The sequence below is a fragment of the Leeuwenhoekiella sp. ZYFB001 genome (genome assembly GCF_011784865.1).
Taxonomy (GTDB): Bacteria; Bacteroidota; Bacteroidia; order Flavobacteriales; family Flavobacteriaceae; genus Leeuwenhoekiella; species Leeuwenhoekiella palythoae.
Genome location: NZ_CP050460.1, coordinates 1816885 through 1834619, shown reverse-complemented (window position 1 = coordinate 1834619; position 17735 = coordinate 1816885). Strand labels below are relative to the sequence as shown.

Here is a 17735-nt window from a genome sequence, read left to right as displayed (position 1 = left end):
TGGCCTTTGTCGTATTTTTGAATTCCAATGAAATATTCTAGTATCCCCGTCGCTCAATCTGTGGTTTTACTTTGTTTAGAAAAAGGAATCAACCACATTGTAATTTCCCCAGGATCGCGAAATGCCCCATTAACAATCGGCTTTACGCATCATCCTGAAATGAAAACCTATAGCGTGGTCGATGAACGATCAGCAGCGTTTTTTGCATTGGGAATTGCGCAACAAATTCAAAAGCCCGTGGCGTTGGTTTGTTCGTCAGGGAGTGCTGTTTTAAACTATTACCCGGCGATTTCTGAGGCTTTTTACAGCGATATTCCTTTGGTGGTAATTTCGGCAGATAGGCCAATTGAGCGTATTGATATAGGCGATGGGCAAACCATTAGGCAGCGTAATGTGTTTGAAAATCACATTTTGTATTCGGCAAATTTATATTCTGAATATGTACCAGATAGCACGTTGACCGATCCCAAACTCATTCAGAAGCAGAGGGAGGCCACTAAGCATAACCAGCAGGAGATCAATAAAGCTTTAAACGAAGCGTTAAGTGGTCAAGGTCCGGTACATATTAATGTGCCTTTTTACGAGCCGCTTTACAATACCACCGAAGAAAAACTGGTAAATCCAATAATTGTGGAAGAACCGGTAAAATCGATGGAGTTGACCGAGGATTATTTACAGCCGTTTGTTAAAAAATGGAATACCGCGAAGCGGAAACTAGTCATCGTGGGCGTTTTACATCCCAATACGATTGAACAGCAATTTCTTGATACTCTAGGAGAAGATCCTAGTGTTCTGGTTTTTACCGAAACTACCTCTAATCTGCATCATCCCAATTTTTTTACAAGAATTGATAATATTATTGGTTCGCTAGACGATAACGGATTTAAAAACCTTCAGCCGGAATTACTGGTAACCATCGGTGGAATGATTATCTCAAAGAAGATCAAGGCTTTTTTGAGAGAATATCAACCTGATCAGCATTGGCACATTGACCCTAAAAAAGCGTATGATACGTTTTTCTGTCTTAATAAGCATTTTAAAGTTCCTGTAAATTATTTCTGGAATCAATTTTTACCACAAACTTCATCAGTTGCCAGCGATTATCAGAAGGAGTGGCTTGCGGTGAGAACTCAGCGAGATCTAAAACATCAAGAGTACATACAAAATATGGGTTGGTGCGATTTTAAAGCTTTTGATCGCATTCTTTCTCGACTGCGTCACTGCAGCCAATTGCAGTTAGGTAATAGTTCAACCGTGCGTTATGTGCAGCTTTTTGATATAGATAAAACTCTAAAGGTTTTTTGCAATCGTGGAACCAGTGGTATTGACGGCAGCACATCTACGGCGGTAGGTGCTGCTGTGGGAAGTGCTATGCCCACTACACTTATTACAGGTGATCTTAGTTTTTTCTATGACAGCAATGCCCTTTGGAATGCACACCTCCCAAAAGATTTTAAGATCATTGTCGTAAATAATTCCGGGGGTGGGATTTTTAGGATTTTACCCGGGGATAAAACTTCTCAAGCCTTTGAAAACTATTTTGAAACGGTTCATAATCTAGATGCTTCGCATTTATGCAAGATGTATGGGTTAGCCTATTTTTCAGCTGAAAATGAAAGTGAGCTAGCTGAAGCTCAGGACGCTTTTTACGCCGAAAACGACCGCCCGTGTTTACTTGAAATTAAGACTCCACGTATCGAGAATGATCAGGTTTTGTTAGGGTATTTTAAGTACTTGCGATAAATAGATAAAAAATTTTGATTTTTATGTATATTTAAGGAGCTAAAATTTAAAACCTTAATTAACAGAATATCTTATGAGTAAAAGAGATGAAATGATCGCAAAGTACGCGACCGATCTAAAAGAAAAAATGGGACACGATGCAGATATGGACCTGCTAACTAAAGTGACTATTGGTTGTGGCCCTTCAATTTACAATAAGGATTCTGCTACGGTTTCTGCCGGAAGCGAATCAGAACTTGAAACGGTGAAGAAAAATTTCTTGATTAAAAAATTAGGTCTTGAAGATGGTCCGGCTTTGATGGAAGGATTACATAAAGTTTTAGAAGATTACGGGAAATCTAATCGCAACAAGTATAGAGCTGTTGTGTATTATTTACTTACAAAGCATTTTGGTAAAGAAGAGGTTTACAGTTAATCTCAACTTCTAATAATATTGAAACCGCTTCTATTAAGCGGTTTTTTTATGCTTTGATCTGAGCTAATTTTAAATATAAAGGAGCGCATTTCGTTAAAACTAATCCTTCGATTTTTGTTATTTTTGAAGTCTTAAATAACAACTATGCTTGAATTGGGAGAATACCATAAAATGATAATTGATCGTGACGTAAGTCCCGGTTTATATTTGAGGGATGAAGAAGAAAATGAGGTGTTATTACCCGGTAAATATGCTCCCGAAGGTTTCGCTTTAGATGATGAAATTGAAGTTTTTGTCTACCTCGATAATGAGGAGCGACCGGTAGCGACCACGCTTAAACCCTATATTGAAAAAAATGGTTTTGCCTATTTAGAATGTACTTCGGTGACTAAGATAGGTGCTTTTGTAGATTGGGGATTAGATAAAGAGTTGTTTGTGCCTTTTTCTAACCAAGTGACACCTATGCACGAAGGTAATTGGTATTTAGTTTATATGTATTTAGATGAGCGTACGAATAGGTTAGTGGGGTCATCGAAATTCAATAAATTTTTAGATAATACTGATGTTACTGTTCAGAAGCACGATAAAGTTGACTTGATCATCTCGCACTTTTCAGAACACGGGGCGCATGTGATTATTAACGAGCGCCATCAAGGCTTGATTCATAAGGATACTATTTTTGAAGACATTCGGGTAGGTGACCGGCTTCCGGGATACATTAAGCGTGTGCGAGAAGATAAAAAGATCGATGTATTGCTTCAGCCTGAAGGCTATAAGAGTATTGAGCCTAATGCACAGTTTATTTACGACGAACTCAAAGCAAACGGAGGCAGTTTACCCATACACGATAAGAGTTCGCCTGAAGATATCAATGCGTATTTCGGTATCAGCAAAAAGTTATTTAAAAAGGCCATCGGCGCCTTATATAAAGACCGACAAATTAAAATTACAGATCAAGGTATCGAGTTGACCAACAAAGACGCTTAGCCTTAGTATTTAAACAAAATCAAGGTGAAATATTACAACTCCAAGTCCATATAAATAGCAAATCATTATGCAAGAACCTCACTGGGAAACGGTTAAAGAATATCAAGATATTACGTTTAAAAAAGCAAACGGAGTAGCCCGTATCGCTTTCAACAGGCCCGAAGTACGCAACGCATTCAGACCCAAAACAACGTCAGAATTATTAGATGCTTTTCACATCGCTCAAGAAGATACGTCAGTAGGTGTGATATTGCTTTCTGCGGAAGGACCGTCGCCAAAAGATGGTGTGTATAGTTTTTGTAGCGGGGGTGATCAGAAAGCGCGTGGCGATCAGGGTTATGTAGGCGAAGATGGGTATCATCGCCTGAATATTCTTGATGTGCAGCGTTTAATTCGTTTTATGCCTAAAGCAGTAATTGCAGTGGTTCCCGGTTGGGCAGTAGGAGGAGGTCATAGTTTACACGTAGTTTGTGATCTTACTTTGGCAAGTAAAGAGCATGCGATCTTTAAACAGACAGATGCTGATGTTACTAGTTTTGACGGAGGTTATGGCTCTGCTTATTTAGCTAAAATGGTAGGTCAGAAAAAAGCGCGTGAGATTTTCTTTTTAGGTCGAAATTACTCAGCACAGGAGGCTTTTGAAATGGGAATGGTCAATGCTGTAATTCCGCACGACGAATTAGAAGCCACGGCTTACGAGTGGGCTCAAGAGATTTTAGCAAAATCACCAACATCAATAAAGATGCTCAAATTTGCTATGAACTTAACCGATGACGGAATGGTTGGACAGCAAGTTTTTGCAGGTGAAGCCACACGATTAGCGTATATGACCGAAGAGGCCAAAGAGGGGAGAAACGCATTTTTAGAAAAAAGAAAACCCAATTTTGATAAAAAATGGATTCCATAGCAGAAAAATTGATCACGTTCTAGTATTTTTAAAAGAACGCAGTCAAAAACTTCTCAATGGAATATAAGTTTACAAATGCCCCGGTAGACCTAGATGCCTTACCTGATCATCAACAGCTATTTTATACGCCCACTTTAAAAGCTAGACTTTATAAAGCCTTACTCGTTATAGGTTTGTTTTATATTGTCTTGATCATTGGTATTCTGCTTTTGCGTACGGTTTCTGACGTAAAGTATTTAATTCCCGCTTTATTTATTGGGGTGACTTTCGTGTTTATGCTGATGGCAGGTTATCAGTTTTTATTGCAAAAACAGATAGGCTATGCGCTGCGAGAACACGATATAGCGTTTCGGCGCGGAGTGATCTTTGAAAAGATTACGCTTATTCCATTTAATAGAATTCAGCATATTTCAACCTCTGCAGGTGTTTTAGACAAGGCTTTCAAAATCGCTAATCTGAATATTTTTACAGCTGGTGGATCAGGAAGTGATATCAATATTCCCGGATTAAATCCCGATATGGCGGCACGCCTTAAAGATAAAGTGGCTCAACATCTAACCGAAGCCGATGTCTAAACCGTTTGAGACTCCACAATTACAATCAAAGCTTGGGATTCTTTTCATTTTTTTATCTCAGGCTTATAAATTTTTGCGTGCTTTTGGCGCTGCATTTCTTTATTTTCTCATTAAAGGATTTCCTTCAGAAGTTGTACTGCCCATAAGTATAGGGTTGGTTGTATTGCTTCTGGCCATTTTAGGATATAGCATTTTATCGTATAAAAAGTTTCGGTTTTATATAGATTATAAGAATGCTGAATTCATTCTAGAGCAAGGCGTATTTGCGACAAAAGTTACTTCGATACCATTTTCTAAGATCCAGCAGGTTTATTTTAAGCGTTCATTATTGCAGCGCGTGATCGGCGTAAATAGTGTCATTGTGGATTCCGCAGGAAGCAGCGCTCAGGAAATTGATATTAAAGCCTTGTCTGATGAAGATGGTAAGGAGTTGCAGCAGGTACTGATGCAGGCTGTTAAGGAAGAAATCGGCACTTCTGAAGCTAGTGAATCAAATGAACCACAATCGGAAGAAACTGCTAGCAAACAGCCAGAAGCACTCTGGACGCACCGTTTAAGTCCTCTAGCCTTATTGAAATTGGGCATCACCAGTAATTATTTTAGAGGGGTTTGGCTCATTCTACTTTTTGTGGGGTCTTTATACCAACAATTGGGAGATTTTGAGTTGCTGCAAGATGATCAATATACAGAAGGAATTAGGGGCTATTTTGACGCTTACAGTAAGCCCATTGAACTTTTTCTACTTACCGCCTTAGTATTTGTCGGCGTTTTTATTTTGGGAATGCTCATCTCCTGTATCGAGATTTTTATCAAATACTTTGATCTTAATCTTAAACAGACCAAAGAAAGCTTAGAATTGGCAATGGGGCTTAAAACCAATACTAAGGTGAGTTTAAAACCGCGCAGAGTGCAATTGATGCGCGTGGTTACTAATCCTATTCAAAAAAGACTAAATCTTAACGAGGCGCAAATCGCAATTGCCAGTAGTCAGGATGATCTCAATAAAGCTAAAATTGCGATTCCGGGGTTGGAGCGGGCTCAAGTAGAAAAAGTAAAACGCTTTTTGTTCAGTCATCAAATGCGTCCCGGCCGTATATTTAAACCGGCATTCATTTTATATGTGCGTTTGCTTATTATAGCAGGTTTGCCGCTTCTTTTAACCGCGCTTGTCGCTTCATTTTTGGTACCTAATTATATGACCGAAATTCTCAGCATTCTCTTTATCATTTTTGGGATGCTAATCATTCCGTATCAGTATTATTGGTACAAGGCCTTGGCGCTCGAAATTACACCTGAATTTGTAATTCTTAGGAAAGGCGTATGGAATCAGAAAACTGAGATTATAGAACTATTCAAGCTACAATCTGTAACCGTTAGTCAACCGGTGTGGTATAAAAAGCGTGATCTTTATAATTACACGTTTCATACCGCAGGCGGTGATTTATCTTTTCCGGTAACGAGTGCTGAAGCACAGCGATACATCAACTATGCGCTGTATCGCGTTGAAGTTTCGCGAGAAGCCTGGATGTAAACCTTATCTGATTTGCGGATATGCATTAGGATTTACCTCGTGCATAATCTCATATATTTTCTCAAAAATATCTTCTGCGGAAGGCTTAGAGAAATAATCCCCATCAGTACCATAAGCCGGTCTGTGTGGTCTTGCAGCAAGAGTTTGTGGCGCACTATCCAGATGTCTAAAAGCCTTTTGCTCATCTAAAATATGCTGTAGTAAATACGCCGAAGCTCCACCGGGCATATCCTCATCTACGACCAAGATTCGGTTTGTTTTTGCAATACTTTTTACCGTATCGTGATTCAAATCAAAAGGAAGTAATGATTGCGCATCGATTACTTCAACACTTATATTTACCGCTTGTAGGTCCTTAGCAGCAAGCTCTACCAATCGGAGGGTACTTCCATAAGAAAGCACAGTAATATCTGTTCCTTCTCGTAATACTTCAACCTTACCTATTGGTGTTTTAAATTCCGCCAAGTTAGTAGGCAGCTTTTCTTTTAATCGATATCCATTAAGACATTCTACGATCACCGCAGGTTCATCACTTTGCATTAAAGTGTTATAAAAACCGGCCGCTTTGGTCATATTACGCGGTGTTAAAATATACACTCCGCGAAGTAAGCCTAGAAGCGCTCCCATCTGAGATCCACTGTGCCAGATCCCTTCTAGACGATGTCCTCGTGTTCTTACGATCAATGGAGCCGTTTGTTTACCGTGAGTTCTATAGCGCAACGTGGCCAAATCATCACTCAAGGTTGCCATCGCATAAAGTATATAATCTAAATACTGAATTTCGGCGATAGGGCGTAACCCGCGCAGGGCTAAACCTATTCCTTGACCAATGATCGTTGTTTCGCGGATTCCAGCATCAGCAACACGTAATTCGCCGTATTTATCTTGAAGTCCTTCTAAACCTTGATTAACATCACCAATGGTACCGGTATCTTCACCAAATACAACACTGTTAGGATATTTACTGAATAGCGCATCAAAATTATCTCGCAGTACAATGCGCGCATCTACTGTTTTTGCATCATCAGCATACTGCGGAAGTTCTTCAGCAATATTAGTGGCTTTAGAGTCAAATTCACTAAACACGTGACTGCTGTAATTAGGCTGTTCTTTAGCGATAAATTTAGTCACCCAATCTTTTAATGCTGAGATCGCTTCACTTTGTTCTTGGGCTACAAAACGTAATGTTTTGCGTGCAGCGATCAGTACATCAGACTTCAGCGGATCTTTCTCATCAACTAAAGTTTGCTTGATCCCTTTAATAAATTGACCGTTTTCACTTTCAGAAATGATGGTATCTATCAAGCTTACAACCGTCTTTTTTTCTGCCTTAATCGGATTTAAGAAAGACTCCCAAGCTCTGCGTTTTCCTTCGCGCACTTTACGCTTGATGTCTTTTTCTAAATCAGTAAGTTCTTCATCAGTGGCGATCTGGTTGTTGATCATCCAATCGCGCATCTTAGTATTACAATCGTGTTCTTTTTCCCATTGCAAACGATCTTTACTTTTATAACGCTCGTGCGATCCGGAAGTTGAGTGCCCTTGCGGCTGAGTAAGTTCGGTGACGTGTAAAAGTACAGGAACGTGTTGTTCACGCGCTATTTTTCCGGCTTGTTCAAAAGCATCTATAAGTGCGGGATAATCCCAACCTTTGACGCGAATGATCTCAAAGCCATTTTCTTCTTCATTACGCTGAAAACCGCTCAGGATCTCAGAAATATTTTCTTTGGTAGTCTGATGTTTCGCGTGTACTGAAATTCCGTAGTCATCATCCCAAATTGCAGTCACCATCGGGATTTGCAATACTCCTGCGGCGTTGATGGTTTCAAAAAACATCCCCTCAGAAGTACTGGCATTACCAATAGTTCCCCAAGCGACTTCATTACCCTCGTTAGAAAGTCCGTCTGTGTTCATTTCAGGAACTTGTCTAAACAATTTTGAAGCTTGCGCAAGACCTAATAAGCGCGGCATCTGACCGGCGGTAGGCGAGATATCTGCACTAGAGTTATATTGTTCTAAAAGATTTTTAAGCTTACCGTTTTCATCTAAACTATGCGTACCAAAATGACCACCCATTTGTTTTCCGGCGCTCATAGGGTCATTTTCAAGACTCGTATGGGCGTATAAACCGGCAAAAAAGTTTTCGATGGTAAAGTGATCTATCGCCATCATAAAGGTTTGATCGCGGTAATACCCCGAGCGCCAATCTCCTTTTTTAAAGGCTTTAGCCATCGCTAACTGAGGGACTTCTTTACCATCACCGAAAATTCCAAATTTTGCTTTCCCGGTTAATACTTCTCTACGACCTAATAAACTGCATTCACGGCTGGTGACTGCAATTCTATAGTCATTAAGGACTGTGGCTTTAAAATCATCAAATGAAATTTCAGAAGTAGGCTCAGATTGCGTGTGCATAATTTTTAATCAGTTTGTGTAAAAGTACGGAAATTTCACGTTATACACAATTCAATAATTTCTTTAAAAAATGATAAATTTTTAATAAAAATCGTTTTGATTGAATTTTTGTTAAAAACAAGGCGAAAATTATCTGTTCTGCTAATAATTTTTAAATGGAAGGAGCTTTGTCGGGGTGTTTAGTCTAGTACCACTTTCTAGTAAATAAGCTCAACATGGTGCGCAGGTCTAGGGTAACGATAAAACGAATTTTTTGATCATAATTGGGCTGACCAATTTCCCATCCATTAGAAGAGTACACCGGGAAAAAGAGTTCGAAGTAATCTTCAACCAACACCGTACGTATACCGCTATCGTATAAGAAACGTGCAGAACTGCCTTGATTTTTCACCAGACCTATATCTGCATATCCGTGAATGAAATTCCAAAGTGTGGTGCTGGTATTTACGGTAGTTAGCCACTCATTACCAAAAGGGGTGTCGAGTTTTGACTTGAATCCACCTTCGGCTAAAATTAATTGCTGACTAAATATTCCTGAGTTTTCAGACCTTCCGTAATAATTGTATCTGAACAAATAATCGGTAGGGCGGTCTAGTGCAAAACTAAAATAATCCCCCTGAGAACGCGTATCATTGTATAAAAAGATTCCACCGAAAAAGCGTAAATCAAACTGCCTGTTGTTTAAAAATACTTTGCGGTATTTAGCGGTAAGTGCAAACTTGCTGAACTTCTGCGACAGCTGAAAATCTGTATCATAAGTAAACGCATTGATCACTCCCGGATCACTATTGGTGTAGCGTACGTTAAATACACTATAATTAGGGTCGTCATTGGTGATCACATCAGACTCGTCTCTATAAACATTGATATTGCTTACCGTGAGAAACTGCCTTTTGTCTGATCTAAAATCGTCTGTTCTAAAGCCAAATGTAATAAACGGACTGTAGGACTTGTACAAAGCATCTGGCGCATAAGAAGAAAGTGAGCCCGAAATTCCGTAGCGTATCGCGTATAGATTACCTTCATTTACGTTTTGCGTATAGGTAAAGCCGGCGCTACCGGTCAACTTGTTTGATTTTAACCCGTATTGCGGTTCTATGCGGTAATTAAACGCTTTAGAAAGCAGCGTTTTATTATACATTTTAGCGCCCAGTTTTAAGCCGTCATAAAAGTTGTATTCTACTACCGGCATAAAAAACACCTGGTTTTTAGAAGGATCTTCAAGATCCTGTAATAACTTAAACTGAAACGGTTTATTCACCCCAAGAAACGGATTGATTTTCTTGTAATTGTTACGTCTGTTGTATTCTGGTACAAAACCTTCAGCATTGATAACGACGCGATCAATACTATCACCGGCAATACTAAGGTGTTGCTCTTTCTCAAAACCGTCAACCCAAGTTTTAGAGACGATCTTATCTTTATTCATCCCATAAATGGGAATAGGCATCTGACTTTTGGTCTTATTCTTCAGTTCAATTTTAATGCTATCGCCTTCTCTTTTGACTTCGTTGAATTTATAATCTATAATCTTACGTGAATTCACATAATCATTAAAGAACCAATCGAGATCTTTTGAAGTATTAGCTCTGAGAATTTGTTCAAACGCTGTTGAAGAGGTGAGCTTTAATTTATTTTCTAAATAGAATTGGTCAATGCTTTGTTCAACCAAAGTATTACCTAAATATTCTGAGAGGTAGTTCATACCAGCAGCAGCTTTATACGCGTTTGCGATATTTTTATTGAATTTTATCAGCGAATCGCTAGGCGTAGTCAGCGGCTGATCTAGATTCATACGTGCCATATGCATATACAGCAAGTTGTACTGCTGATTAAATTCAAGATCTGAAAGGTGGAATTGCCGCGCCAGCCAATATCGATTCAACGTACCTACCACTTTTAAATTAGGATAAAAATGATCCATGTATTTCATCATGGTGTACATTTTTATTCCATCGGCGATCCAACGGTCATCTCGAGGATTGATAAATAAGGTGCGATCTATAAAATTATCTATAGCTGTTTTTAGAATTTTAAGTTCGTACTTAAAATCTTCAGGAAACGGACTCAAAAAGTCAGGTAGCTGGTTTAAGCCATACACCGGATTTTCGGCATAATCTATATTTGAAATAACCAATTGCTTAAAAGGATATTCGCCCAATTCGGCAACAAGAAAATGACTGATTTTGTCAATTATCAAAGCTTCTCTTTCGGCAATAACCTTATCGTCTGTGATATTGGTAACCACCGTCAGATCATCTGTTTCAGTGATCTGAAATTCAGAAATCTGCCGTAAATAAATTGTAGTGTTATTTCTGGAATTGCCTTCTAAATAAACGGTCTTGTAATTATTCTGAGCACTTACAGTAGCATTGGTTTGCTCAAGTTCATTGATAAATCGATAATTCTTTTTAAACGAAAATTGAATAGAGAAATCTGTGGGCGCCATATAAAGGTCATCCAGATTTTTATTGCTGTAATAATGCCAAGTCCCATCGTAAACCGCCGGTGCAATAAACCAATATTTTAGATTAAAATCTCCGTTTTCCAGCGCCCCATAACCGGTAAACTTGGCATCAGGAATACGTATATTGTAATTGAGTTTTAACTGCGTAGTTTCACTCGGAGCTAGTGGATTTATCAATGTTACTTGAATGACGTCCTCAGCGTCTTCAAGTCTCGTAAATGTTAGATTTCTGAAGCTTTCCCCAATTATAGAATTGATCTTTGAAGCGCCCCGCGCATCATCACTCGCAAGATGAAACCTTCGGTCGTAATTCTCAGCAAAGCGCCTGCCGAGTTTAGATTGTTTTGATGAAAAACTATGTGCCCAGTCATTGAAGAAAAGTTCCGTTAGCGTATCCTTTGAAGTATTCTTAAAATAGATATCCTGCTGAATAAAGAGCGACTTTTCTTCTTCTACCAAGCGTGCCGTTATCTCAATACGATTCTGTGCTTCGCTTGTAAAAGGAAACAGGCCAAAACAGAGAAGAAGCGCTTGAAGCAACGTCTTCATAAGCTCGATTGAATATGTAGGCGTAAAAAAGTTGAGATGAGCACGCGGGCAGTTTTTCTTTAGAATGAATCAATTACTATACCAACGCAAATAGAAGCGCTATGGTTTTTCTATTTAGAAATTAGGACTCAACTCATATTCATTGTAGAAGTTGTTTAGCACCTCAAGTACTTCATCTTCGGTATCTACAAGATGTAAGAGATCAATATCTCCCGGGCTGATCGTATTGAATTTGTCTAGCAATGTATTTTTAATCCAATCAAAAAGTCCTTGCCAATATTCAGTACCTACAAGAATGATGGGGAACTTATCAATTTTATGGGTTTGAATAAGCGTGATCGATTCAAAAAGTTCGTCTAAGGTCCCGAACCCTCCAGGAAGTACAACAAAGCCTTGTGAATACTTCACAAACATTACCTTACGAACAAAGAAATAATCAAAGTCGATGCTTTTATCACCGTCAATATATGGGTTGTCGTGTTGCTCAAACGGCAAATCAATATTTAAACCTACCGAAGTACCGCCGGCAAGGTGCGCACCTTTGTTACCGGCTTCCATAATTCCGGGGCCACCACCGGTGATCACACCGTAGCCGTTTTCAACGATTTTTTCTGCGATAGCCACAGAAAGCTTATAATATTTTTGATCTGGTTTAGTACGTGCGCTACCAAAAATAGAAACACAAGGACCAATTCTGCTAAGCTTTTCAAAACCGCTTACAAATTCGCCCATTATCTTAAAAATAGCCCAAGAGTCGTTTGTTTTTATCTCATTCCAACCCTTAGGTTTTTGTTCAGTTCTCATAATATTTTGTTTTGTAAAATTTTGGCAAGAGCCTAATTTAATTCATTTCGTAGAAACTTGGCGGTAAAGCTCTTTTTATCTTTAGCCACTTCTTCAGGAGTCCCTTTAGCAACAAGTTGGCCGCCATTTCTACCGCCCTCATACCCAATGTCTATAATATGATCTGCCATCTTGATCACATCGAGATTATGCTCGATGATCAACATAGTATTTCCTTTATCGGTAAGTCTGTTAAGCACGTCCATCAAGATGCGTACGTCTTCAAAATGCAAACCGGTTGTAGGTTCGTCAAGGATGTAGAAGGTATTTCCGGTGTCGCGTTTAGAAAGCTCTGTAGCTAATTTTATACGCTGGGCCTCACCACCTGAAAGCGTAGTTGATTGCTGCCCTAATGAAATATAACCTAGTCCTACATCTTGAATGGTTTTGAGCTTTCGGTAGATTTTAGGAATATGCTCAAAAAAAGGAACCGCCTCATCAATGGTCATCTCAAGAACATCGGCGATACTTTTTCCTTTATATCTAATTTCTAGCGTTTCTCTATTGAAGCGTTTCCCCTGGCAAGTTTCACATTCAACATAAACATCCGGTAGAAAGTTCATTTCTATCACGCGTAAACCACCACCTTTACAGGTTTCACAGCGTCCGCCAGCCACGTTAAAACTAAAACGGCCCGGCTTATAACCACGAATTTGTGCCTCAGGGATTTGCGCAAACAAACTGCGAATTTCGCCAAAAACCCCGGTATACGTTGCGGGATTGGAACGTGGTGTGCGGCCAATAGGCGATTGATTAATATCAATAACCTTATCGCATTCATCTAGACCTTTGATGCTCTTATACGGTGCAGGTTTTTTAACACCGTTAAAATAATGCGCATTCATAATAGGGTAGAGGGTCTCGTTGATCAACGTAGATTTTCCACTTCCTGAAACTCCGGTGACTACGATCATTTTGCCTAACGGAAACTCAACATTTACCTTTTTTAGGTTGTTGCCTGTAGCTCCTTTTAAAACGATTTTTTTACCATTGCCCTTGCGGCGTTCTGCCGGAACTGCGATTTCTTTTTCTCCATTGAGATACTGAGCGGTAAGTGTATGCTGCTTTACAAGCTGTTTTGGTGTACCTTCACTTATGATCTCACCACCGTGCTTTCCGGCAAACGGACCAATATCAATCACATAGTCAGCACGCTCAATCATATCTTTATCGTGCTCTACAACCAAAACTGAATTACCTAAATCGCGTAGGGATTCTAGCGAATTGATGAGTTTTTCATTGTCTCGCTGATGCAAACCAATACTCGGCTCATCAAGAATATAAAGCACGCCTACCAATTGCGAACCTATTTGTGTTGCAAGGCGAATACGCTGCGCCTCACCACCGGAAAGCGATTTTGAACTTCGGTTTAAGGAGAGGTATGTCAAACCAACATCTACAAGAAACTGAAGTCTCGCATTGATCTCCTTTAAAATTTCGGTGGCGATCGCGGTTTGTTTGTCGCTTAAATTATCGGGTAAATCCTTGAACCAAGCTGCAAGTTCTAGCACATCCATTTGCGCAAGCTCGGCGATATTTTTTTCGCGTACGCGGAAGTATAACGATTCTTTTCGCAGGCGTGATCCTTCGCATTCCGGGCAAACCACCTTTTCCATATATTCTTTAGCCCAGCGCTTCAGGGAAGCAGAATCATTATTGTTATAGGTGCTCTCAATAAAATTAGCAACCCCTTCAAAATCAATTTTATAATTTCGGCTAACTCCAAGTGTTTTGGAGTCAACAGTGAACTTTTCCTTTCCGCCGTAAAGAATCATAGTCAATGCTTCTTTAGGAATATCTTTAATAGGATCGGTTAATTTAAAGTCGAAACGCTGCGCAATGATCTCTAGTTGCTTAAAAATCCAATTACTTTTTTGATTTCCGTGAGGAGCTAGTCCGCCATTTTTAATCGATAATTTAGGATCCGGGATGATTTTATCCTCGTTAACGACGCGTAACTCACCAATACCGTTACATTTAGGACAAGCGCCTTTGGGTGAGTTGAACGAAAAATTATTAGGTTCAGGGTTAGGATAAGAAACCCCGGAAGTAGGACACATTAAGCTTCTGCTGAAATAACGCGCTTCGTTGGTATCGTGATCCAAAATCATCATCACATCTTCGCCGTGATACATCGCGGTATTGATGGTTTCCAGGATGCGTTTATCGATGTCCTGACCTTCCTCAATTTTCAACCGATCGATCACGATCTCAATATCGTGGGTTTTGTAGCGGTCAATCTTCATTCCCTTTTCAATGTCGCGTACTTCACCGTCTACACGCACTTTGACAAAGCCTTGTTTTGCGATTTGTTCAAATAATTCGCGGTAGTGCCCTTTACGACTTCTGATAACAGGAGCCAACACGTTTACCCGTTTGCCGGCGTATTCGGTTTTAATAAGATCTTTGATCTGCTCGTCGCTGTAGCTTACCATTTTCTCGCCGGTTTCGTAGCTGTATGCATCACTAGCACGCGCATACAACAGGCGTAAGAAGTCATAAATTTCGGTGATGGTTCCTACGGTAGACCGCGGACTTTTACTCGTGGTTTTCTGCTCGATCGCGATCACCGGTGAAAGCCCTTGTATTTTATCTACATCAGGGCGCTCTAAACCACCTAAAAATTGTCTGGCATATGCCGAAAACGTTTCGATGTATCTACGCTGACCTTCCGCGTAAATGGTGTCAAATGCAAGAGAGGATTTACCACTACCGGAAAGACCGGTAATTACGACCAGTTTTTCTCGGGGTATTTGAACGTCTATATTTTTAAGGTTATGTGCTCTCGCGCCATAAACTTCAATGTATTCTTGTGATTCTGCCATTTTCTTTTTCAAGTGTGCAAAGGTACTGTAATTGGGTGAAAAATAGAAGCAAGTCTAGGTTTGCTAAACATTAAGCAAGTGTTATTTAGCAAGCATTAGCGTAACTCTTATGAGTATTTAAATATTGACCTCGTAGTTAGCCAGCATTTCTTGGATAACCGTTTCTGTGCGGGAGAGGTGTGAGTCAGATTTTGGCTTTATGCTGTCAACTTTTTCAAAATACGGTACGATAGATCCGTCTGCATAGGCTTCTGGAATTACGGGATGTACGTAGTAATTGCGACACACCGTACGAGTATTACCCAGACCATCAGCAGCAGCGTCATACGCGGTAAGTAAATTTTTAGCGTTCTGCTTTTCTTCAGCTATATAGCCAAGGTCACGTAAGCATTCAAAAAATATTTTAGTCGCCGCCCAGGTTCTAAAGTCTTTTGCTGAAAACAGATCGCCACTTAATTCGTGAATGTATTCATTGATCATTGTACTGTCTACGTGATCTTTGCTTCCGTCTGAATCATAGAATTGAAACAGTTCCCAACCAGGAATTTCTTCACATTGGTTGACTAGATCAATGAGTTTTTCATCTGTAATGGCAATGTCGTGCTCCTTACCTTTTTTTCCAACAAATTGAAACCGAATATCACTTTCTGTAGTTTTTACGTGACGGGTGCGTAACGTAGATAGCCCATAGGTTTTATTCCGCTTGGCATAGCAATCATTGCCTACACGTATATGTGTTTCTTCCATCAACCGAACTACCAAGGCTAAAACTTTGCGTTTGGTCATCTCTGGAGCATCAAGATCTTGATCTACCTGTTTGCGTATTTGCGGTAAAACATTAGCAAATGCAGCGAGTTTTAAAAATTTTGTTTCATTTCTGAGTTTATTCCACGTTTCGTGATAGAGATAAACTTTGCGATCTTTTTCATCGCGACCCACTGCTTGTAAATGACCATTAGCGGGCTCAGCGATCAACACATCTTGCCAAGCCGGCGGGATGACTAATTCTTTTATGCGCTTAAGCAATTGCTTTGATTTTATCGTCTTATTATTCTTGCAATAAGTAAATCCTTTACCGTGCTTTTTACGACAAATGGTAAGGTGTTCATCAGTAACATAAATAAGGTCGGCAATGCGCGCAGCTTCTTCCGGGCTAGATAGAATATTCTCGAGTTTTTCTTCAGTAATGGTCATAACTCAAATTTAATCCCAATTTGAGCGTAAGCTTGCTAACGAAATAATAATATTAGATCGCAGATTTCTAATTATTTGTGAAAGTACTTTCAGAAAAAATGAAAGCTTCAGTAGAAAAGGGATTCAATAAAAAATGTCCGGTGACTTTTGGTCAATCCGGACATTCCTTATGATGGCTAGTAAAGCACTTAAATTTAGTCAAAATAACTAAAGCTCTGACCGTCTTTTATTTTTAATACACTCTCGTAAATCATTTTGATCACATTCTCTACGTCATCACGATGCACCATTTCTACAGTGGTATGCATATAGCGTAACGGTAAACTGATCAATGCCGAAGGTACACCGCCGTTACTGTAAGCGAATGCATCGGTGTCAGTCCCGGTAGCGCGACTGCTTGCAGCACGCTGAAAAGGAATGTTCTTTTCTTCGGCAGTATCAATGATCAAATCTCTTAGTTTTTGCTGAATTGCAGGAGCGTAAGAAATTACCGGTCCGTCGCCTATTGCCGCGTGACCATTGGTTTTCTTTTCGATCATTGGGGTGGTGGTGTCGTGCGTTACATCGGTAACGATCGCCACATTAGGTTGAATTGTGTGCGTGATCATTTCCGCGCCGCGAAGTCCGATTTCCTCTTGAACCGAGTTCACGATGTACAATCCAAAATCTAATTTATTCTTGTTCTCTTTAAGTAGACGCGCCACTTCAGCAATCATAAATCCGCCCATTCTGTTATCAAGAGCGCGACATACAAACTTGTTTTCGTTAAGTACGGTAAATGTATCCGGATACGTGATCACGCAACCCACGTGCACACCAAGTTTTTCTACTTCTTCTTTGGTTTTACAACCAGTATCGATAAAAATATTATCTAAACTTGGAGCTTTCTCGTTGCTTTTATCACGCGTATGAATCGCTGGCCAGCCAAAAACTCCCTTAACAATACCTTTTTTGGTGTGAATATTTACCAATTTAGAAGGGGCAATTTGATGATCGCTTCCACCGTTACGTATTACGTAAATAAGACCGTCATCTGTGATGTAATTTACATACCACGAGATTTCGTCAGCATGGCCTTCAATAACCACTTTGTATTTAGCATCAGGGTTGATGACTCCTACCGCGGTTCCGTAGTTATCAGTTATGAACGTGTCTACAAAGGGTTTTAGGTAGTCCATCCAGATTTTTTGCCCTTCCCACTCATAACCGGTAGGAGCGGCATTATTGAGGTATGACTCTAAAAAGTCGAGTGATTTCTTATTTAAAATGCTTTTTGACATAATT

12 protein-coding genes are annotated in these 17735 nt (G+C 39.7%); 6 read left to right on the top strand and 6 right to left on the bottom strand.

Annotated elements, in window-relative coordinates; translation table 11 throughout:
- Positions 1-27 precede the first annotated feature (27 nt).
- From menD to HCN54_RS08035, 6 genes are all read left to right on the top strand, one after another.
- A complete protein-coding gene (gene menD / locus HCN54_RS08060) occupies positions 28-1743 on the top strand; it encodes a 2-succinyl-5-enolpyruvyl-6-hydroxy-3-cyclohexene-1-carboxylic-acid synthase (protein WP_167597295.1) in 1716 nt (571 codons plus the stop codon).
- A 73-nt stretch (positions 1744-1816) separates the two neighbouring features.
- Positions 1817-2158 carry a DUF2853 family protein gene (locus HCN54_RS08055; RefSeq protein WP_072979347.1) on the top strand — a complete coding sequence of 114 codons (342 nt, stop codon included), beginning with the start codon at positions 1817-1819 and terminating at the stop codon, positions 2156-2158.
- A 144-nt stretch (positions 2159-2302) separates the two neighbouring features.
- Complete coding sequence (locus HCN54_RS08050; protein ID WP_167597294.1) at positions 2303-3145, top strand: S1 RNA-binding domain-containing protein; 843 nt, start codon at positions 2303-2305, stop codon at positions 3143-3145.
- 67 nt (positions 3146-3212) lie between these two features.
- On the top strand, positions 3213-4052 hold the full coding sequence (locus tag HCN54_RS08045) for a 1,4-dihydroxy-2-naphthoyl-CoA synthase (RefSeq protein ID WP_167597293.1): 840 nt from the start codon (positions 3213-3215) through the stop codon (positions 4050-4052).
- Positions 4053-4108: 56 nt separating this feature from the next.
- Positions 4109-4627, top strand: coding sequence for a PH domain-containing protein (locus HCN54_RS08040; protein ID WP_167597292.1), 519 nt, complete (start codon positions 4109-4111; stop codon positions 4625-4627).
- Complete coding sequence (locus HCN54_RS08035; protein WP_167597291.1) at positions 4620-6158, top strand: PH domain-containing protein; 1539 nt, start codon at positions 4620-4622, stop codon at positions 6156-6158. The genes HCN54_RS08040 and HCN54_RS08035 overlap by 8 nt, the downstream gene beginning before the upstream one ends.
- A 3-nt stretch (positions 6159-6161) precedes the next feature.
- Here the strand turns inward: HCN54_RS08035 and HCN54_RS08030 are convergent, their stop codons facing one another.
- The 6 genes from HCN54_RS08030 to HCN54_RS08005 form a co-directional block, all read right to left on the bottom strand.
- A complete protein-coding gene (locus tag HCN54_RS08030; RefSeq protein ID WP_167597290.1) occupies positions 6162-8573 on the bottom strand; it encodes a thiamine pyrophosphate-dependent enzyme in 2412 nt (803 codons plus the stop codon).
- A gap of 184 nt (positions 8574-8757) precedes the next feature.
- Positions 8758-11589 carry a M1 family metallopeptidase gene (locus HCN54_RS08025; RefSeq protein ID WP_167597289.1) on the bottom strand — a complete coding sequence of 944 codons (2832 nt, stop codon included), beginning with the start codon at positions 11587-11589 and terminating at the stop codon, positions 8758-8760.
- 114 nt (positions 11590-11703) lie between these two features.
- The gene (locus tag HCN54_RS08020; RefSeq protein ID WP_072979333.1) at positions 11704-12393 is read right to left on the bottom strand and encodes a TIGR00730 family Rossman fold protein; all 690 of its coding nucleotides are present in this window, start codon (positions 12391-12393) and stop codon (positions 11704-11706) included.
- A gap of 32 nt (positions 12394-12425) precedes the next feature.
- Positions 12426-15257, bottom strand: coding sequence for an excinuclease ABC subunit UvrA (gene uvrA, locus HCN54_RS08015; RefSeq protein WP_072979331.1), 2832 nt, complete (start codon positions 15255-15257; stop codon positions 12426-12428).
- 117 nt (positions 15258-15374) lie between these two features.
- Entirely contained in the window at positions 15375-16451 is a 1077-nt protein-coding gene (locus HCN54_RS08010) for a DNA topoisomerase IB (protein WP_167597288.1), read from the bottom strand.
- 194 nt (positions 16452-16645) lie between these two features.
- Entirely contained in the window at positions 16646-17734 is a 1089-nt protein-coding gene (locus HCN54_RS08005; protein WP_167598860.1) for a M42 family metallopeptidase, read from the bottom strand.
- Position 17735 lies beyond the last annotated feature (1 nt).